This is a genomic window from Sphingomonas sp. M6A6_1c (genome assembly GCF_053345135.1).
Genome location: NZ_JBKEZO010000006.1, coordinates 444,758 through 463,512, shown reverse-complemented (window position 1 = coordinate 463,512; position 18,755 = coordinate 444,758). Strand labels below are relative to the sequence as shown.

General features: G+C 63.3%; 16 protein-coding genes. 6 read left to right on the top strand and 10 right to left on the bottom strand.

The window, feature by feature from the left end; genetic code table 11:
- Positions 1 to 548: 548 nt before the first annotated feature.
- From ACLBWH_RS15420 to ACLBWH_RS15390, 7 genes are all read right to left on the bottom strand, one after another.
- Positions 549 to 1,691: a glycosyltransferase family 4 protein gene (locus ACLBWH_RS15420; RefSeq protein ID WP_447799741.1), complete on the bottom strand. Its 1,143-nt coding sequence runs from the start codon at positions 1,689 to 1,691 to the stop codon at positions 549 to 551.
- Complete coding sequence (locus ACLBWH_RS15415) at positions 1,688 to 2,590, bottom strand: glycosyltransferase family 2 protein (RefSeq protein ID WP_447799740.1); 903 nt, start codon at positions 2,588 to 2,590, stop codon at positions 1,688 to 1,690. The genes ACLBWH_RS15420 and ACLBWH_RS15415 overlap by 4 nt, the downstream gene beginning before the upstream one ends.
- On the bottom strand, positions 2,587 to 3,705 hold the full coding sequence (locus ACLBWH_RS15410; protein WP_447799739.1) for an acyltransferase family protein: 1,119 nt from the start codon (positions 3,703 to 3,705) through the stop codon (positions 2,587 to 2,589). The genes ACLBWH_RS15415 and ACLBWH_RS15410 overlap by 4 nt, the downstream gene beginning before the upstream one ends.
- Positions 3,702 to 4,952, bottom strand: coding sequence for a hypothetical protein (locus ACLBWH_RS15405; protein ID WP_447799738.1), 1,251 nt, complete (start codon positions 4,950 to 4,952; stop codon positions 3,702 to 3,704). The genes ACLBWH_RS15410 and ACLBWH_RS15405 overlap by 4 nt, the downstream gene beginning before the upstream one ends.
- Positions 4,949 to 6,244 carry a hypothetical protein gene (locus ACLBWH_RS15400; RefSeq protein ID WP_447799737.1) on the bottom strand — a complete coding sequence of 432 codons (1,296 nt, stop codon included), beginning with the start codon at positions 6,242 to 6,244 and terminating at the stop codon, positions 4,949 to 4,951. The genes ACLBWH_RS15405 and ACLBWH_RS15400 overlap by 4 nt, the downstream gene beginning before the upstream one ends.
- Positions 6,245 to 6,251: 7 nt before the next feature.
- Positions 6,252 to 8,390 (bottom strand): GumC family protein, encoded by a 2,139-nt coding sequence (locus ACLBWH_RS15395; RefSeq protein WP_447799736.1) that lies wholly within the window; start codon positions 8,388 to 8,390, stop codon positions 6,252 to 6,254.
- Between the two features lie 80 nt (positions 8,391 to 8,470).
- Positions 8,471 to 10,150: an FAD-dependent oxidoreductase gene (locus ACLBWH_RS15390; protein ID WP_447799735.1), complete on the bottom strand. Its 1,680-nt coding sequence runs from the start codon at positions 10,148 to 10,150 to the stop codon at positions 8,471 to 8,473.
- Positions 10,151 to 10,164: 14 nt separating this feature from the next.
- Between ACLBWH_RS15390 and ACLBWH_RS15385 the strand changes: the two genes are divergently transcribed.
- Genes ACLBWH_RS15385 through ACLBWH_RS15370 form a run of 4 tightly spaced genes read left to right on the top strand, consistent with a single transcriptional unit; the run spans position 10,165 to position 13,377 of the window.
- The gene (locus tag ACLBWH_RS15385; protein ID WP_447799734.1) at positions 10,165 to 11,019 is read left to right on the top strand and encodes a sugar transferase; all 855 of its coding nucleotides are present in this window, start codon (positions 10,165 to 10,167) and stop codon (positions 11,017 to 11,019) included.
- A 32-nt stretch (positions 11,020 to 11,051) separates the two neighbouring features.
- Positions 11,052 to 12,293 carry an outer membrane beta-barrel protein gene (locus ACLBWH_RS15380; protein ID WP_447799733.1) on the top strand — a complete coding sequence of 414 codons (1,242 nt, stop codon included), beginning with the start codon at positions 11,052 to 11,054 and terminating at the stop codon, positions 12,291 to 12,293.
- Complete coding sequence (locus tag ACLBWH_RS15375; RefSeq protein ID WP_447799732.1) at positions 12,290 to 12,499, top strand: hypothetical protein; 210 nt, start codon at positions 12,290 to 12,292, stop codon at positions 12,497 to 12,499. Before ACLBWH_RS15380 ends, ACLBWH_RS15375 begins: the two co-directional genes overlap by 4 nt.
- Complete coding sequence (locus ACLBWH_RS15370; protein WP_447799731.1) at positions 12,496 to 13,377, top strand: formyltetrahydrofolate deformylase; 882 nt, start codon at positions 12,496 to 12,498, stop codon at positions 13,375 to 13,377. Before ACLBWH_RS15375 ends, ACLBWH_RS15370 begins: the two co-directional genes overlap by 4 nt.
- A 191-nt stretch (positions 13,378 to 13,568) precedes the next feature.
- Here the strand turns inward: ACLBWH_RS15370 and ACLBWH_RS15365 are convergent, their stop codons facing one another.
- The gene (locus tag ACLBWH_RS15365; protein WP_447799730.1) at positions 13,569 to 13,784 is read right to left on the bottom strand and encodes a response regulator transcription factor; all 216 of its coding nucleotides are present in this window, start codon (positions 13,782 to 13,784) and stop codon (positions 13,569 to 13,571) included.
- A gap of 303 nt (positions 13,785 to 14,087) precedes the next feature.
- Between ACLBWH_RS15365 and ACLBWH_RS15360 the strand changes: the two genes are divergently transcribed.
- Entirely contained in the window at positions 14,088 to 15,935 is a 1,848-nt protein-coding gene (locus ACLBWH_RS15360) for a non-ribosomal peptide synthetase (protein WP_447799729.1), read from the top strand.
- Positions 15,932 to 17,173, top strand: a complete 1,242-nt coding sequence (locus tag ACLBWH_RS15355; protein WP_447799728.1) for a cytochrome P450 — start codon at positions 15,932 to 15,934, stop codon at positions 17,171 to 17,173. The genes ACLBWH_RS15360 and ACLBWH_RS15355 overlap by 4 nt, the downstream gene beginning before the upstream one ends.
- Before the next feature lie 4 nt (positions 17,174 to 17,177).
- Here ACLBWH_RS15355 and ACLBWH_RS15350 read toward each other — a convergent pair whose 3' ends face one another.
- Both ACLBWH_RS15350 and ACLBWH_RS15345 read right to left on the bottom strand, forming a co-directional pair.
- Positions 17,178 to 18,107, bottom strand: a complete 930-nt coding sequence (locus ACLBWH_RS15350; RefSeq protein WP_447799727.1) for a class I SAM-dependent methyltransferase — start codon at positions 18,105 to 18,107, stop codon at positions 17,178 to 17,180.
- Between the two features lie 400 nt (positions 18,108 to 18,507).
- Positions 18,508 to 18,750: a response regulator transcription factor gene (locus ACLBWH_RS15345; RefSeq protein WP_447799726.1), complete on the bottom strand. Its 243-nt coding sequence runs from the start codon at positions 18,748 to 18,750 to the stop codon at positions 18,508 to 18,510.
- Positions 18,751 to 18,755 lie beyond the last annotated feature (5 nt).

The following is an 18,755-nucleotide window of genomic DNA, read 5'->3' as shown; positions in this document are numbered from 1 at the left end:
TGATGATCTCGGACACGGACATAAGCCTATGCTCAGGGGATAGCCCCAAGCCTCCTTCTTAGGCTTAAATCCGTCCGGTCAAAACGGGGGCCAGCTCAGTTCCACTGGTGGCCAAAGGCTCGATTGCGCTGATGGGGATGCCCATGGTGATGCAAAGAGCGGTGACGTCAGCTGGGCTCGCATCCAAGTTCATCGCGCGCGATGCAACCCGATCCCTATCCACGCGAGGGCGCAAATGGTTGCTCATCGTGGTTCACCGTCGCGCTGGCTGTCTGCCCCGTTGTCCTGACCACAACGCGAGGCACCTGTTGGATGAAAGTCACGGCCAGATCGGCTTTGAACAAAATTTATCCAAACAGGGAGTGCGCTCATCCCCGGTTTCACAATTTTGGCCTGACAGGCGATGCTATAAGGATCCACGAAAAGAGCACCCGAATTTGCAAGCGGGAGACATAATCTCTCTGCCGTCTGCGTGCTCACAAAGAAGGCACAGACGATAAATTCTTATGTTCCTTCCTACCGCCCGAAGCCAGCGGCATCGGACAAGACTAACCTATATGCTGACGATTTCGGGCCTCTTTCAATGTAAAGTGAGTGGCATAAAGCGATACCCTATCTCGTGCTATTTTGTCCCAAGAGAGCATTTTGCTGGTCTCGAAACCCGCTGCTCGTAAGCGCCTGACATATTGCGGCTGCGCCACTAATGTCCTGACGGCCTGACGCAAGGCCTCTGCATCGCCACACGCCACGATCAGACCGTTGCAGCCATCTATGACATCTGCCTTCGCACCCGCGTCATCGCTGACCACGACTGCGAGGCCGCAGGCCATGGCTTCGAGCTTCGCGATGCCATATCCTTCGAACAAGGATGGCATGAGGCAGATGCACCGATCGGCCAGCAGTCCGGGCAGCATATCATTGCTATAATGTTCGACGACAATGATCCGATCGTGAAGATGATCCGGATAGTCGTCGAGGACGATTTGGCGCGGTACACCTGTCCCGACGAACATCATGGAAGAACCTGGCGTTTCTTCCAAGATCGGCACCATCGCGGCCGCAACAACCGTCACCCCCTTCCTTTGCGTATAGGCCCCGATCTGGACGATCGCTGCGGGATGGCGGGGGCCATCGTCGACGAGGATGCCGGCATGATCGGTGCCAAGCCGTATGCGGTGAATTGTCGATGGCTCTATGCTCAAGGCCTTGCTCAGGTGGTCCGCTTCGGCGTCGTTAAGCACCAAAGAAAGATCGGCGAGGGCAAAGGATCGGGCTACCAGTCGCAGCCTCAGCCCGTGCCGCCAAATCCGCTTATGGAATGGCAGGAATCGGCCTCCAGCACACTCGCGCTCGGACGAAAGGTGCTCGAGCCCATGACTGTGTGTGACATGCAGACGGGCTCGACCAGCATCCCGTGAATAGGCGAACCAGCCGTCGCCGCTGCTCGCGTCGACGACATCCGGTTGCCGCCGGCGGATCATCGCTGCGAGAACGAAGGGGAACAGCAAGCCGCGTAATAACTTTGGTACGATCGTCGGCACGTCCTCATGCGACGCAACCGTGGCGTCGTGGCCAAGATGGCGATATTCCTCGGCGATCCGCATCACGACACCCGCAGCGCCGCTGCTCCGCTCAAGCCTGTGATGTATTGACAACAGGATCCGCAACGGTCGGGCGGGTGCTGCGATCACGTGCGTAAGCCGAACCGAGCCGACATGACGATCGCATATAATGGGGGGCGGAAGAAGTTGCGCCAAGCCAGGTAGAAGAGCGCGCGCAATTTGGCGAGCCAGAGCGGCTGGCGTAAGCCGACCTTTCTGGCATATCGACCATAATGCTTTTCAAGAAAATAAGCGTTGTAGCGTACCGACCAAAAAAATTTGCGTGCTGCATGGACGCGCTGTCCACCTGTCCTTACCTCCCCCATCGGCAGGTGGACACTATGCGCATCGTTGCTGGCCAGGATCGGGTGCCCTGACAGAAACAGCGACATCTGGAAGTCACTTTCCTCGCGGTATCCATTCCCGCCCGCATAGTGGGGGTCGAAACCGAAGCGCTCAACATAACTGCGACGCGTCAAGATGTTGGAGTTGGTGATCGGCAAGCTCACCACCCCTTCGAAGACGGCGCCATTCACGTTCTCGCACAGGGCGTAGTCGAACGGCTTTCCGCGCCGCATGCCGTTGCCGAACCTGTGCAGGGCATGCGCCCGCGTCTCGCCGGCCAGCATGTACACGCGGCGCCCAGATACGGCTCCCGCGCCGTGTTCCAGTAAAAGTCTGAGGCATTCAGCCGCGTATCCCGGCTCTAGATATTCGTCGTCGTCGCAGAACAGCACGAATTCACCCGCGGCCGCTGCGGCGCCGTCCTGACGCGACGCTGCGGCACCCCTGCGCTGATCGTGGCGGACGATGCGCAGCGCCACGTTCGGGAAATTCTCGGCAATCGCCGCCGCGATGTCGACTGTGTCGTCATCCCCCGCGTCATCGACCAGCAGCACCTCGTCGACGCCATCCTGAACGAAGTAGGACGGCAGCACCTTGCGTAGCGTGTACGCGCGATTGCGGGTCGGAACGACGATCGAGATCATTTCTGTCTCCTGGAATTGGGCGAAAGGCGCATGATGAGGCGATGGCCCGGTTTTTCGACGAAGCGATGGCAGGCGATGGCGGCGATCAGCGCGAGGATTGCGGCCAGGGGAAGTGACCACAGCGGTGTCACACCGCCCGCGCCGCGCGTACCACGCAACACGACCGTCGCTACGGGCAGATGGATCATGTAGAGCGCATACGAGATTTCGCCGGCCTCGATGAAGGGTGGCAGCGAAAGGAAGCGGACGCCGTCGCTTCGCGCCATTTCGGCGCCAGCGAGAATGAGCAGCGCGAGTGGCGCCAGCATGGCGAGCGTCATGCCGTACCATGCGAGAACAGCGATAGCTGCACATAGCAGCAGCAAGGCCATCGAGGATGCCAAGGCGGCAAGCTGCACCCGACGGCCCCACGCATAGAGCGCGATGCCGAACGCGAATTCGGGCAGTATGCGGGCCCAGCCGAAGTTGGCGTGAAGATCAAAGAGCCCCGTCCCGAACGCGAGTGGCGCCACCGCCGATACGAGGAGGACCACGATTCCCAACGGGATCAATCGTCTTCCAGCATGACCGTCCCCCCGCCGCAGGATGGCGGCGGAAAGCAACGGAAAGGCGCAATATGCGATCCACTCTGCACTGATCGACCATGACGGATAATTCCATGCACCCGCGTCATGCGCCTGCAGTGCGTGCAACAGCGTTACGTTGAGCACCAGCTGCCACGCCCCGTAGCGCTCTGGATTGGGTAAAGGCACCGCAAGAAGGGCAGCAATGCCGACCATGATGCAATAGAAGGCAATTGCCGCCGCGTGCATCGGATAGATCCGCGCCAGACGGCGGATCAGGAAATCGCGGGCGTCGAGGCGATGCTCAACGATCGCGTCGAAATGCGCGTGAGCCAGAATGAAGCCGCTCAGGATAAAGAAGAAATCGACGGCCATTCCGCCCTTGGAGAGGATTGGAAGCGTGCTGCCGCCGACCGGCATCCACCAGGAATAGTGCATCGCGACGACCCAGGCGGCGGCAAAGAAGCGCATCGACGTCAGCGCGGGAAGCGCATGTGGATAGCGCGCGGCAGCGGCAGTCCGTCGCCTGCGGGGCAGCACGGCTTCCGTCACGACTCGCTGCCCCAACCATGCGTTCCGGCGAGTGTCCAGCAATAGAGCAGGTGCAGCGGCACGAGCAGCGCGCCATTGAGGACGTCGTATTGCACCAGCACGACGAACGCGACGACGAACGGCATGCGGGTTCGGACAATGCAGATATGGACGAACAGCATCCACACCATACCCGTAACAAGCCCATATTCGACGATCGCCTTGACCAGCGGATTCATGACAAGCTGGCCGGTGCGATCGAGATCGCGCTTGCCGTTGCCCGGTCCAATTCCCGAGATCAGCGTCGGGCGGTCGGCGGACAGCCTGTCGATCATGAACAGATAGGGTTCGACGAACCGACCGCGTCCGCTTGTCGAATCCTCTCCACCGATTTCACCGCTGCGGCGGGCAAAATTGTCCCATACCGGAGTGAAACTGGTGCCGATCGCGACCAGCAGCAGCAGTCCGGCAAGGGCGGCGATGGCCCGCCCGCGCAGGTAGAAGGGAATGACCAGCATCCCGGCCAGCAGCAGGACGAAACCGGTCCCGCCGAACGTAGCGAGTTGTGCCGAGATCAGCACGGCCACGCGCCACCAACGCCTGAACAGGCATACTTCGATCATCACTGCCATCGCCAGCAGTTGCGATGCCTGCGAAGCCTCCAGCATGACGATGCCGTTCGGCTTCAGATAGGCGGCGTGCCAGGTTAGCGGCTGAATATAATTGTAGGATTGGAACAACAGCGACTGCGGCACGATGCCCTCGATCCCCGGCATCGGCAGGCCGACGATCTGGCAGATCCATTGCAAGGCGACCATCATTGCCACGACGAGCGCGAGCACCTGAAAACGGCCGATCAGCTTGACCCGTTGTCTATCATCTAAAGGTACGACGAAGAGCAGGGCGCCATATAGGACGATCGCCATGAGGATCGCCGAAATCGAGGCAGGTCGGTGGGGCGCCATCGCCTGGCTGACGGCGATCGACCCGACGAGTACGGCAAAAAGCAGCAGGCGGGGCAGACTGAGACGGGCTCGCCCGGTGACGAGCAGGAAGGCGATCGTCGCAACCATCACCACAAGGGTGAATTCGATATTGCCGGGCAGCGCGAGTTTCTGTCCGAAAACGCCAAGCCACAAAGCCACCGTCAGGCTGGAAAGCGCGAGATCCGACCCGACGGCTGCCGTGCCTCGCGGAACGGTGGCGGGGGCTCGCGATATGGCGGTATCGATCCTCATCGATGGACGCGGAGCGATCAGCGCGGTCATGCCAGCGCAGCCCTGATCCGCCGTGCATCGCCGGACAGGCGCCGGAATGCCGCTTGGAAGAGGACGGCGTGCACACCGTAGGCTGCGACGTACAGCAGCATGAACGTCGCGAAGGACAGGCCGAACAACAGCGTCGCTACCGTTGCGATCGCCATCAGGCCGGCGGTTACCTTGGCGACGTGAAAGACATCGTCATAGCGGCCGACCGAAAGCAGGAAGCCGCCCGCGGACGTCTGCAACAGCAGTGCCGCCAGCATGGCGGCCATCGCGATGCGGACCTCGACCGGTACCATGTGGACGCCGTCGAGCAACCGATCAAACACCGGCCCGCCGGCAAGCAGCAGCAACGCCCCGCCGATAACCATCGGCACCGAGCCGACCAGCCACATAAGATGCTGGTAGCGCTCGACGCTGTCGACATCGCCAGCATAGTGAGCGCGGGTCTGCTGCGGGGTGAACGCTTCCGCCGGCACCGAATAGGCTGCGCCTCCGAACCGCGCGACCTTGTTGAACAGGTCGAACGCAACGAGGTTTGCCGGCCCATGGAATAGCATTGGAATGAGTAGATACGGAAAGTTGTAGATCGCGAACTCCAGTGCGGTGAAGCGTCCGGAGCTCAACACGCCGTCGCGATGCTCGACGAAGAAGGCGACGATGCGGCATGGGGGGCCAGGACGAAGATGGAACCCATGACGGCGGAGGAGCCACCATGCCGCGGCCATCGCAACGATCCAGCCCGCAAGCGACAGTCCGACGAACCCGATCAGGGGGAGGCCGGCCAGCATCGCTCCGGCGAAGCCGCAAAATACCGCGCGCCGGACGACTTCCAGCGTTTCGATCTCGACATGAAGATCAATCGCTGCAGCGGTCCGCCGGATCAACATCCACGGCAGCGGCACCACGATCGAGGCGAAATAGCCGGTCATCGCCAGCTTCAGGCCGACCGGCACCACTGCGGCCATGATTAGCCCCGCAAGACCGCAGGCCGCGAGCGCGATGGCAAGGTACAATGCGATTGCCTCCGCAACTAGGTCTTCCGCCCCCTCAAGCTCGTTTTGCAGGAACCGGCGGCGGACGACCGAATAGACGTAATTGGAAAAGCCCAGATCGACCGCTAGGACGTAGCCGCCGATCGACGACAGCATGACCATCCAGGGGTAGAACCCGATCGGCACTGAACGCACCAGCACGAAAACCAGGCCGAATGAATAGACGACGAGCAGGCTCAGATTCAGCCCCTTGAGCGCCAGGAACCAGGCTCGACCGCTTGGCCGTTCGGTCAGGTCCGCCATGAGCAGTTCAATTCCGGTGGTAGCCGCTGGACGCGGCTAGGTAATGTTGGGAGTCAGGATGGGACGTCAGCGTCCTGCGGGGATCAACGGCCGTGAGCACGAGGCCGATCGCGTCGATGCCGGCCTCGCGTAGCCGTTCGACTGCCGCGAGACTTGCCTCGATCCGTGTCGATCCCCATCGGACCGCGAGAAGGACGGCATCCGACAGTCCGGCGATCGTGACTGCGTCGTCCACCACCAGCACGGGCGGTGCATCGACGATCACGTAATCATAGCTACCCCGAAGCCGTTCGAGCAATCCGGCCATCCGACCGTCGCCGAAGACATCGTGCGGCGTGAAACGGGTACCGGCAAGGGGGAGGACGTCCAGACCGGGCGTCACGTCCCGCTCCAGAACGTCGGCGAACCGACTTCCGCCTTCCAACACTTCGGCGAGGCCCGCGGCTGGCTTATCGTGGAGCAAGCCCGCAAGACCATTGCGACGCAGATCGCAGTCGATCAGCAGCACCCGGTCGCCAGCAAGCGCCATGGTGCGCGCCAAGCTGGCGGACAGGGTCGACTTGCCCTCGTTCGATATCGCCGAGGTGACGCAGACGACGAGGCCGCCAGCCTCGTTCCGGGAAAGCGCAAGGCGGGCCCTGATCGAACGGATCGACTCCGCATAGGCGGACATCGGCTTGGCAAGCACATAGTCCCACGGCTTCGCACGTCGATCGATCCGGCCAAGCGTCCGCGCGCTCAACTGGGCGACCGAGGAGACGTGATGCGCGCCCGGAATAACGGCGAGTTCGCGCGTCCCCCGCACCCGTGTGTCGAAAGCCTCTACGCCCAGCACCGCGATGATGCCAGCGGCCGGTGCTGCAAGCAGCCCCAGCATGATGAGCAGCGCAGTCTGCGGGTAGGACGCGACCATCGCCGGTACGCCCGGCGCGATGACCATGCCGGGAAGCGAAGTCAGCGCGCCTTCCTGTACCGATCGTGCGGCAGACTGCGCCAGGCTGACGTAAGTCGTTCGCTTGGCCTCGGCGATCCGGGCCAGGCGATCAGCGCCGACTTGCGCGTTGGTGTCTATGGCCTGCCTGCCGCGCACCGCTGACAGTGCCGCGGCGATCGCGCCTTCGCGCTGGCCAGATGCCTGCGCCGCGGCTTGAACGCTGGCCTCGATCCGGGATTCCTCCTGCCGGATTGCAGCATCGACGCCGGCCAGTTGTTCGGTCACGCGGGCGACGCGGGGATGATCGGCGCCGTAGCGGATGCGCGTTTCGGCGAATTGCGCGGCGATCGTCTCACGCTGCTGCCGTAGCTGGGCGATGACCGGGGATTGAAGGACCTCGCCGACCGCGTCGCCGCGTCCGGAGCCGGCCATGCTGCGCGCTACCGCGGCGCGCGCCCGGCCGGCGGCCGCGTCGGCCTGGGCGGCGGCAAGCTGGCCGGCAAGTGCCGATGCCTGCTGGTCCACGGCGCCGCCGTTCAGCGATGCAAGGGCGGTCAGCCCATGGCTGGCGCGGTAGCCCGCCAGATCCGCGTCCGCTTGGGTTACCTCGAGAGCGAGCCGATCGAGTTGGCGGTTGAGCACCTGCGCTTGGTCCGACGCTGACGCGCGGCCTGCTTCGGACGCCTCCTGAAGATATGCCGCGGCGACGGCGTTCACGATGTCGGCGGCGCGTGCCGGATCGACCGATGCTACCATGACGGTGACAACCGGAGCCACTTCGTCCCGCACGATTGACAGGCGGCGCATCAGAGTTTCGATCGCCCGTCTGCGCCGCAACTCCTGCGTCACCGCGACTGGCGACCCCAGCAGCCGCGTCACCACACCAGGCGGGGGCGACCACTCCACATCGTTTGCAAGTCCCAGTTCGTCGACGACGTGGCTCGCTACCGTTCGGGAGGCCATACGCTTCATCTGCGTGCCGACGATCCCCTGATCGCCTTTGTCCGGAACGATCGCGACGGGCCCGACCGGCGATTGGCGATGCACGTCCACTTCGAGCAGCGCAGACGACTCGTAGCGGGGAACCCGCGTCATGACGAAGGCCGCCATCGCAGCCAGCGTCAACGCGGACGCTGCCACAAACAGGAGGATCCTTCTGCGAAAGAGCGCAAACACATCCCGTGGGCCGTGCAGTCTGGTGAACCCGCTCATGCTGCCTCCTGCCGCCGGGCAATGACCCGGCATGCCCCTTGTAAGGAAAGGCAGCGACGCGGTTCAGTCGTGCAAAACACCTATGACGTCGGGGCGGCCAAGCGAGCGGCGACGCGCTCAGCCATTCGGAGGGCAAGCGCGACGATGGTGAGGGTGGGATTGGCGAAACCCGAAGTTGGGAATGAGGCTGCTCCTGCGATGTACAGGCCACCGCAAGCAAAAGCCTCGCCATGATGGTCGACGACGCCGGTCGCTGCTGTCTCCGCCATACGCGCCGTTCCGATGTGATGACCACCAACGGGGGTCAGCGCCGCGGCGGTGAGATGGGGGGTGGGGATGAGGATGCACGCCACGCCGGCACGTTTCAGCGCATCACCGGCAATTGCGACGCCACGCGCCACGCGATGCCGGTCGTCAGCGGATGCGCACCAATCGACGATCACACGGCGTTGACCGAGGTCGTCGCGCGCGTCGCCGAGCCGGATCCTGCTGTCGGGGTTCGGGGATTGTTCGGCGTTTACGTCGAGCGGGTATCGTCCGCGTGGGTCCGAAAGAAAAACGGACGGCAGCTTGCGCCGTGCCAGAACGCGGCGGCGAGTCCAATCGGTGGCGAAGCCCGCGAGCTGCGGCGAGCCGCGCAGCACGTTGATCGCATGGCGTGTATAGACGCCTGCGGAACCGCCAATCCGCCGTGCCTCGGCGTGTTCCGTGGAGTTCATGCCGCGCGCATATTCGGGGACGAGCATCCCCTTTACCAGGAACATCGCCGACAGGACGGGATCGCCATGTGCCGGATCGGCGACCTTGGCATGCGTTGCTCGCAGGATCAGTCCCGCCAGATGGTTGCGGCGCTGCGCGGCGGGAGAAAGCCACATGTAGCGGCGGCAGTAGATCCCCTCCGCGTCCCGGAAATAGTCAAGGCGCGCCGGCGTGCCGGGCGTCAGCACCAATTCGCCAAAATGCCCCTCGAGGTGGCATTGGTAGAAGCGACCGACCAGATCGCGTTCGTTACCAAGGCCGCACGGCTTTTCGGTCGTGGAGGACAGCAGCAGCCGTGCCGTTTCTATCGCACCGACGGCGACGATGACGACGTCGGCTAAGACCGATCGTTCGCCACCGTCCGGCATATGGATGTCTACCCCGGCCACCCGGTCGCCGCCATCGTGCGCCCGGATGCGGATCACGGGAGCGTTCGTCACGACCGTGATGCGATCGCTATGCCGCAACCGGTCCCGATACTGCCGTCCAAAATGCGTCGGTTCGCTGAACCGCTCGATGCGGTCGAGTACCAGATCGTCGTCGGTCATGTCGAACATCGCCCCGCCACCGTCATGCTCCGGCGTTCGGATTGCCGAAAACACCGGCGCGCCGGCGCGGCAAAGCTGGAGCGCTGCCGGATAATGGCGGGCAAGATCGGCATATTCGATCGGCCAGCGGGCATGCGACAGCCATGGCCGCGCCTCAAGGTCGATAGGATCGAGCGGGATGCAGCGGCCGCCCCATACGGCGGACGTGCCGCCAAGGGCGCGATGGCGAAACCGATGGATCGGTCCATGTCCTGCCTCGCCGATCGCTTCGGCGCGATAGATATCCTGTCCATCCGAGTTGATGCGGTTTCCGCCAGCTTCGACAAGTAGCACGTCGACTCCGCGCCGTTCCAATTCAAGTGCAAGGGCAATGCCCGCTGGCCCCCCGCCGATGATCAGCACGGGAAACGCGGCCACGGTAGGGAGATCGTCTTTGCGGAGGTCGAGTATCATTTTCCTGACGCCTCATGAAGAGTATAGGTATTTTCACAATCGGCAAAGATATTGCCCTTTCCAAGCCTGCATGTTCTAAGGGGCTGCGTCTTATCGGCTACGCGACGATGCCGGTGTTGAAGCATGTCGAAGGTGGCCGGCAATCGGTAGGAACCCCTACCGCCGCATCGAAAGGGAACGTCATGCATGATCGCGGAGCCGTAACGGCGCTGTTTCTACGCGTCTCCGAGGATCACCGCCGTGACCATGCCAGAGCGTTGGCACTCTCGCTCAAAAGGCTGGGCGACATTGTCGGGGCAAGCTTGGCACTCGCGTTGTTTCTGCCGATCATGATCGTGATCGCCATCGCGGTGGCAGCAACAAGCCATGGACCAATCGTCTACCGGCATGAGCGCATCGGCCGGTCCGGAAAGCGGTTCGCCTGCCTGAAGTTCAGGACGATGCATCGGGACGGCGCCGATCGACTTACGCTGCTTCTCACCTGCGATCGCGATGCGGCGGCGCAGTGGGCGAGGGCCCGAAAGCTCGACCGGGATCCCCGCATCGCCCCGATCGGGCGGCTGCTCCGCGCCAGCAGCCTCGACGAGCTTCCCCAATTGGTGAACGTCTTGCTGGGCGACATGAGCCTGGTCGGCCCCCGGCCGGTGACCGCGGACGAACTGACCCGCTACGGCACCAGCGTGGATGATTATCTGAGCGTGCGGCCCGGTGTGACCGGGCTTTGGCAAGTAAATGGGCGCAACCAGTTGACCTATGGTCACCGCGTTCGCCTGGACGCCGATTACGCGCGGTGTTGGTCGCTCGGCACAGACCTGCTGATCCTTCTGCGTACACCGATGGCAGTCCTGATGCAGAGCGGAGCGAGATGAGGCGCGGCCGTGAGAGGCGCGTAATCGTCGTTATGATTGCGACCGCGTGGTCGGGCTTGACGCATGCACAGGCGATCCAGGAACTGCCGTTCCGCGACCGCGGCCGCGATCCCGATCTCTCGGTGGCGGATCGCCTTCATCCCGAGCTTGTTCCCTCCAATGTCCGTCTCGGATCGTTCGTCGCAACGCCATCGCTCGACCTTGGCATCCAGCACGACAGCAATATCTATGCGCTCGAGCGTGATCCAGTGGCCGATGTCATCGCCACCGCGAGCGGAGCATTTGCGATCCGAAGCGATTGGCGGCGTCACTCCGCCGATCTCAGTGCGTCGATTAGCCAACGGCAATATTTCAAGGCGGATTCAGAAAGCACGACGGACTGGCGTCTTAACGCAGGCGGACGTCTCGACGTGGACGGCGGAACGCTTGCCGCCATGCTCGACGGCGCAAGACAAACCGAGGCCCGTAGCGTGGTGGACGCTCCGGGGGCCGCCGATCGCCCGGTCCGCTATCATCGTACGGGCGGCTCACTGATCGGCGAACGTCCGTTCGGCGATCTTACGGCGCGGATCGGCGGAGACTGGCATCGCTATCGCTTCGAGGACGCGCGGACGACCGAAGGCATTCCGTTACAGCAGAGCTTCCGCAATCGTGATATCGCTTCAGGGTTCGCACGTCTCGATCTGGCGGTCAGTCCGGCGTTCGCGGTCTATCTCGATGGCACCGTCAACCGGCGTTCCTACGGTAACCATGCTCGGGGGCTGCTGGATCGCGACTCGACCGGGTATACCATCGAAGCGGGGACGGACTTCGATATTACACGGCTGATGCGTGGCCATGTGCAGGGCGGTTACCTTTCCCAGCGCGGCGCGGCACGGCGCTGGGTGGCAAGGGGAATAAGCGGCCGCGGTCGCGTCGAGTGGTTCCCCAAGCCGGTGCTTACCGTCACCGTCGAAGGTGGCAGGCGCATCGAGGATTCGGCCCAGACCGATACGCCGGCGTATCTTACCACCGACGTGGCGGCCCGGCTGGACTTTGAACTCTTACGTAGCCTCATCCTGACATGCGGCGGCAGCTACACGTGGGACACCTTTCAGGGGCTCGATCGGCGTGCCCGAAGATCGCAGATGTCGGTCGGCGCGCGGTATCGGATGGGCCGACGGGCGACCTGGGACCTCGGCTATCAGCGTCTCGATCAGCATGCTCCGCTGACCAGCGGGCTGCGAAATTTTACTGACGGACGGCTCATCCTGTCCGTTCGATTGCAACGGTGACGGCGATGCAGTCGGGTTTTCAGCGCGGGCTCGACGAGCAAGAGATCCTGGACGACCTTGCCTATCATCTCGCCCGTTCGATCCAGGAAGACGGCTCTTCCGAACTGGCCGGATCATTCCCTGCCGCAACCTGTCATGCGACGCTCGGGGCGATGCATCGCGCCGAAGCGTCCGACCTGATGCGGTCGCTGGACGGGCTGCGATGAGCGGCCGAAACGCTACCGACGCGGAGCGAACGATCGTTCGACTATCGTGTCGCAACGCGCCGGGGATCGTCGCCTGCGTCGCAAAAGCACTATCCGATGCAGGATATGACATTCGAGATTCGCAACAGTTCGAGGATATCGTCGCCGACCGTTTCTTCATGCGCGTCGTCTTCCACGGCGATCACGCCATTGCGGATGACGAGGTGACGAGCGTGCTCGCAGGATGCGTCGATCGCTATCGCATGGAAGTCGCCACCGTTACGGAGGGCCGACCCGCCCGTGTCCTCCTGCTCACCAGCCGTACGGACCATTGCCTGCTCGACCTGCTGCATCGCTGGCGTGACGGCGAGCTCCAAATGGATCCCGTCGCGATCGTATCAGATCACCCGCATCGCTTGTGTCGCGATGGCAGGCTGCACGGTCTCGCTTTTCACCATCTCCCCGCAACGCCTTCCGATGGTAGCGACGGGCGGGACGAACGCATCCTTCAGATCGTCGAAGAAACCGGGGCGGAACTGATCGTGCTGGCGCGCTACATGCGCATTCTATCAAGTGGGACGGCGACGCAGCTCGCCGGCCGCTGCATCAATATTCACCACAGTTTTCTTCCCGGATTCAAGGGCGCGCGACCGTATCATCAGGCCCATGACCGCGGCGTGAAGATGATCGGAGCAAGCGCGCATTACGTGACGCCCGAGCTCGACGAGGGGCCGATCATCGCGCAGGATGTCGTGGCGGTCACGCATGCCGACGGACCGGACGAATTGGTCCGCAAGGGCAGGGACGTCGAACGGCGCGTGCTGGCGCAGGCGGTACGGCTCCATATCGAAGGCCGGGTGCTGATCAACGGTAGAAGGACCATCGTCTTCCGGTCGTGACCGCGTGCGCGGTCCGGCGATCCGCCCGACAGGAGAACGGGTCGGGAGACATAACCGCAACCGTCATCGGAGGTTCTATGTCCGACGTCCTTCAACCCTATAGTTCCTCCCCCCAATCGGCCTGGTTCAAGCAGGATCCAGCGCCCGGTAGTGCCGGGCGAACCATTGGGATGGATCGGACCCGCCGCCGGTCAGATCAGGCCGTCGGCGATCGCGCGCGCGACGAGGTTCGCACGATTGCGCGCCTGATAGGTTTCCATCGCATGCGCGACATATTTCTCGACCGTCCCCGGTGCGATATGCAGCGCCGCGCCGATTTCGCGTGCCGACCAGCCTTCGCAGACGAGCACCAATACCTCTGCTTCACGTGGCGTCAGGTGCCGGCGCCCATCTACGTTGCGGCCCATCAGTAGATCACCAGCCCGTTACATTGATCGCGATCATGGTGGCGTACCGCCGATCACGCGCGCGCCGATGTCCGTTTCGATCGACATTTCATGTCTCCAAAGACAGATAGCTAAAATCTGAGTTAGTAGAAAATGCATACATTATCATGTGGCATAAACACGGATGCGGTCACTTGCTTCGGCGGTATAGGTATATTGCACGACGTTACCTGACGAGGGCAGCCTGATATTTGGTTGAATACACGCCGTATGAGCTGGTCGACGGCAGGTCGGCGGCATGGGGTCGTCTCGGGGCACGCAGATATGACGCATGATCAATATCAAAGCGCCGGCGATCACGAGCCGGAAAACGTGCACGGTCGCGTGCTGGCCGCGGCCCGTGCGACGCCGTATGACATCGCGATCTTCGAGGGCGCTGCCGCGATGAGTTACGGCCGCTTGCGTCGTCGCGCCGCTGCTATCGCACGACGGCTGATCGATGACGGCATTACCCCTGGCGCCATCGTGACCGTGCGGATGCGCCGGTCGGCGGATCAGGTCGTCGCGCTGCTCGGCGTGTTGATGGCCGGCTGCGCCTTCGTCGTGATCGACCCGGACGATGCGGTGGAGCGGCAGGCCTTCATGATCGCAGACAGCGGTGCGGTCTGCACGCTCGCCCGCCCCGATGCTCTGGCCGACGGGGACCTATGCATCGACGACGACGAGCAAATCGAGGACTTGCCCTTGCCGGTCGTCAGATCGGACGATCTCGCTTATATCGTTTATACGTCCGGTACGACCGGCGTGCCCAACGGCGTGGAGATCACGCATGGCAATCTGCTGGGATTCATCAATTGGACGATCACCGCGTTCGGCGTGCGCCGGCAGGACCACGCTGGCTATGCGATGGGGCTGACGTTCGACGCGGCGCAATCGGAGATCTGGCCGTATCTGGCACGCGGCGCTTCAATCGACGTGATCGACGACAACGCGCGGTCCTCGGCGGATCTGCTGCGTGCCTGGCTCATCGATCGGCGGATCACGATCGGAACCGTGCCGATGGCGCTCGCCGAGCAATTGCTGTCAGCGGCGTGGCCTCGTGAAATCGCCCTGCGTCTCATGCTGACCGGAGGAGACGTCCTGAAGGCGTTTCCACGGGCGGTTCACCCTTTCGACTTCGTCAACAATTATGGCCCGTCGGAATGCACGATCGTCGCAACCTCGGGCTTGGTGCCGGTGCGTGACCCGCTGGATCAGGCTCCGGATCTTCCAACGATCGGTCGTCCGATCGCCGGGGCGGAGATCCACTTGCTCGACGATTCAATGCAACCCGTTGCCGACGGTGCGGAAGGCGACCTGTGGATCGGCGGCAGTTGCGTCGGCCGCGGCTACCGCAGCCGACCTGAGCTGACGGCAGCGCGGTTCGTCCCCGACCCTTTCTCGTCGCAACGCGGCGCGCGGCTCTACCGGACGGGCGACCGGGCGCGGCGCCTTGCCACCGGCGAATATGCCTTCTGCGGTCGACACGACACGCAAGTCAAAATTCGAGGGGTCCGTATCGAGCTGGACGAGGTCGCGGTAGGGCTCCAGCGTCACGAACGGGTCGGCTCCGCCGTGGTGACCGTGCACGAGGACCCGCTCGCCGGGCGGCAGCTTATCGCCTATCTGGCGCCGGTCCCAGGTATCGATGTGCCGGCTGGCCGATCTCCCCTGGACAGCCTGCCCGACGCGAGTGCGATGCGTGCCTTCATGGAACGGTTTCTGCCGCGCAGCCATGTTCCGGCCTATTTCGTGGCGATGCTGCAACTGCCGATGACCCGCAACGGCAAGATCGATCATGACCGCCTGCCGCCGCCCGGCCGTGAAGCCAGTACCGGTCGCGTACCGCAGACCGAGACCGAATGCATCGTCGCCGAAATCGTCGCAGAGGTTCTCGGCATTGCCGGGGTATCGGCAAGCGATGACTTCTTTCTCATCGGGGGGCATTCGCTGCTGGCGACTCAGGTGGTGATCCAGTGCCGCGAGACGTTCGACGTGGACTTGTCGCTGCGTGATATATTCGATGCTCCGACCATCGAGGGACTGGCCGCCCTGATCGACGCCCGCGATACCGCGATGCCGTTCCATGCAGAAGCCGTCGCCGAACCCGAAATATCGGACCACGCCCGGTGACGGCGGCGGCGCAGATCGCCGCGGCACGCGCCCGCAGCCTTGCGCGTCTGCTCGACCCGGAAATCCATGCCGATCCGCATGTCCTGTATCGCAAGATGCGCGACCACGGTCCGGTGATCTGGGATCCGTATCTGCACACCTGGATCGTCACCGGCTATGCCGAGGCAGTGATCGTGTTTCAGGAATTCCTGTCCACACGCACGCCGAGCGCCGACACGTTCGTGCGCATGGGCCTGCCGATGCTGACCCCGGCGGCGGCGGTGATGCGCCGACAGATGATGTTCATGGACGAACCGCGACACTTGCGGGTGCGGACCGCCTGTTCCGCGCTGTTCACCGCATCGCGGGTCAAACGGCTCGAGGAACGGATGCGCGACATCTGCCGCGAGTTGCTGGCGGGGATGGAGGACGGCGAACGCTGGGATCTGCACGGCGGTTTCGCCGAGCCGCTGCCCGCGATGATCACGACGGAGATCGTGGGATTGCCGAGCGGCGACTGGCGGCAGCTACAGCGCTGGGCGGACGACTTCGCCGCATTGATCGGTAATTTCCACCAGTCGGTGGCCGCGGGCGATCGGTCCGCGGCATCGCTGGCGGCGATGACGACGTACATCGCCGCCGCGATCACCAGCCAACGCCGCGGCGAGCGCCATGGCCTGATCGGCGCACTGGTCAGCCAGAACGACGGCGACGCGCTCGACGACGACGAAATCGTCGCCAATGTCATCATTACGCTGGTCGGCGGCCTTGGTACGGCGACGAACCTGATTTCGAGCGGTGTGGCGACGCTGTGCGTGCATCGCGAGGCGGAACGGCACCTGCGGCAGAATTCGGCGGCGCTGCGTGGAGCGGTGGAGGAGTTGCTGCGCTTCGAGACGCCGAGCCAGTTTACCGGACGCATCGCGCCCGGCGACCGGTTGCTGGGCGGCGAGCAAATCAGGGAAGGGGATGCCGTGATGGTCATGACGGCGGCGGCCAACAGGGACCGCAGCGTCTTCGACGATCCGGACGCGTTCGATATCCATCGCATGCCGAACCGGCACCTTGCCTTCGCCTGGGGGCCGCATTTCTGTTTCGGCGCAACGCTGGCACGGATCGAAGCCGCCGCCGCCCTCGACGAACTCCTGAAGCATACGTCGGCTCTGCGTCTGTCCGGCGAACCGTTATCGTGGCGTCAGAACCTCGGACTGCGGGGGCTGACCCGCCTCGATGTGGTGGCGACACTCGCCGGCCGCTGACCCGCTACCCCGTCGCCGCCGACCGGGCCGGTAGGGCCGCAACGTGCCCGCCGGCAACGGAGAGGCGATCCCGCGCCGACGACTTGTGAAACCGCCAGAAGCGTCGCCGTCCGAAATCATCATTGGGTGCGTCATCGTCGCGGTGGCTCCAGTCGTAGCTGAATATCCCTCCCGAATTGAGGTCGGCGGAAAAGTGACGTTCGACCCCAAATCCAGCCTCTTCGGCAAGCCGCTCGATGTAGCCAGGCGAGGGTCTGCTGCCGATGCCGTTAAGCGCCTCCTCGTCGACATCGCTGCGTTCCGGGCGAAGCATCAATCGATGCGGATCGAGCGAGTCGCACACCACCGTCTCGAGCACGATGTCGTTCGCGGTGGCGAAACAGGCGGCGAGATGAGCGTCGACCTCCTGCAAATGGTATATCAAACCGAAATTGATCATCAGATCGAACCGGCCGAGTAGAGAGAAATCACGATCGAGGTCGCAGACGTCGAAGGTAAGGCCGTTGACGCCCCGGTGCCTGAGCTTGGCGTGGTTGACGTTGCGGATGCGACCATCGATGCACAGGACTTCGGCGCCCAAATCGGCGAAGAACGCGCCGATGTCGCCATGGCCGCAGCCGAGCTCGACGATCTTTCGGCCATCGAACCAGTCGACGCCGTAAATCTCCAGGATCTTCTCGATCCGTCGTGCCCGCCAGTCGGAGTACGTCCGGTCGTAAAGTCCGGTATCCCGCATCTGACTGGCATGGATCAGATGTCGCGCGATCGGGCTTAAATGCGCTTCCATCATCATCAGATCTGTCTGTTCGCGCGTCCGATCGAGAAGCGCAGGGATGCCTTGGCGAAGCGATCGGGCAAGCATGCGCCACGATGGGGGGACCAGCCTGCGCCAGTTGAGACTGGTCGAGGCCGCGGCTGTATTCGACGTCGCCATTGTGTTCCTCTCCCGGGAGCGAGGTCGGATGATATCGGAAGACGGACGCGAAGATGGCCTCCGGAAAATACCTATAAGTCGAAGATCCGATCCGACCACGCCGGGCGTCCTCCCGACGGTCGCCGCGCGCATCCTGTCAAGGTCGGCAAAGCCACTGGTGTCCGTTTGCCACGATCGCTCGATTGCAATGCCGTCAACGGGCGGGGCGGCTCAACGCAGTTTCGAGACCCCAAGACCGCACAGGTGTGACCCGCCCATTCGGGCCATTCCTCCGGACCTCAACGCGAGATCGCGGCAGCTTTTCGCCGTGTAGATGAATTGGTCGATCGCCGACGTCATGGTTCTTCCTGCGGGCGATCAAGTCGCATGCCCTGACTGCGGCAAGCGGGAAAACGACGCGCTAGACCAAAGTTCGCATCATCGGTACCACGCCGGAGCGGACCGCCTCGGCCGACATCTGGGCGCGGTTGCGGCTGTTCGTCTTGGACCGAAGGTGTTCGATATGGCACTCGACGGTGCGCGGAGCGATTCGCAGCTCGATCGCAATCTCTTTGGCGGAGAAGCCTTCGACTACCAAGCCCAGAACCTCAAGCTCGCGCCTTGTCAGCGATCCTGCCTCCCAAGATACCGTGACATTGTCCATCGTGC

Excerpts from the sequence above, each read along its gene's own strand:
- ACLBWH_RS15385 (WP_447799734.1), top strand. The coding sequence starts at position 10,165 with ATGAAGAGTATAGGTATTTTCACAATCGGCAAAGATATTGCCCTTTCC.
- ACLBWH_RS15390 (WP_447799735.1), bottom strand. The coding sequence starts at position 10,150 with ATGATACTCGACCTCCGCAAAGACGATCTCCCTACCGTGGCCGCGTTT.
- ACLBWH_RS15415 (WP_447799740.1), bottom strand. The coding sequence starts at position 2,590 with ATGATCTCGATCGTCGTTCCGACCCGCAATCGCGCGTACACGCTACGC.
- ACLBWH_RS15380 (WP_447799733.1), top strand. The coding sequence starts at position 11,052 with ATGATTGCGACCGCGTGGTCGGGCTTGACGCATGCACAGGCGATCCAG.
- ACLBWH_RS15405 (WP_447799738.1), bottom strand. The coding sequence starts at position 4,952 with ATGACCGCGCTGATCGCTCCGCGTCCATCGATGAGGATCGATACCGCC.
- ACLBWH_RS15365 (WP_447799730.1), bottom strand. The coding sequence starts at position 13,784 with ATGGGCCGCAACGTAGATGGGCGCCGGCACCTGACGCCACGTGAAGCA.
- ACLBWH_RS15400 (WP_447799737.1), bottom strand. The coding sequence starts at position 6,244 with ATGGCGGACCTGACCGAACGGCCAAGCGGTCGAGCCTGGTTCCTGGCG.
- ACLBWH_RS15360 (WP_447799729.1), top strand. The coding sequence starts at position 14,088 with ATGACGCATGATCAATATCAAAGCGCCGGCGATCACGAGCCGGAAAAC.
- ACLBWH_RS15350 (WP_447799727.1), bottom strand. The coding sequence starts at position 18,107 with ATGGCGACGTCGAATACAGCCGCGGCCTCGACCAGTCTCAACTGGCGC.
- ACLBWH_RS15395 (WP_447799736.1), bottom strand. The coding sequence starts at position 8,390 with ATGAGCGGGTTCACCAGACTGCACGGCCCACGGGATGTGTTTGCGCTC.
- ACLBWH_RS15370 (WP_447799731.1), top strand. The coding sequence starts at position 12,496 with ATGAGCGGCCGAAACGCTACCGACGCGGAGCGAACGATCGTTCGACTA.
- ACLBWH_RS15345 (WP_447799726.1), bottom strand. The coding sequence starts at position 18,750 with ATGGACAATGTCACGGTATCTTGGGAGGCAGGATCGCTGACAAGGCGC.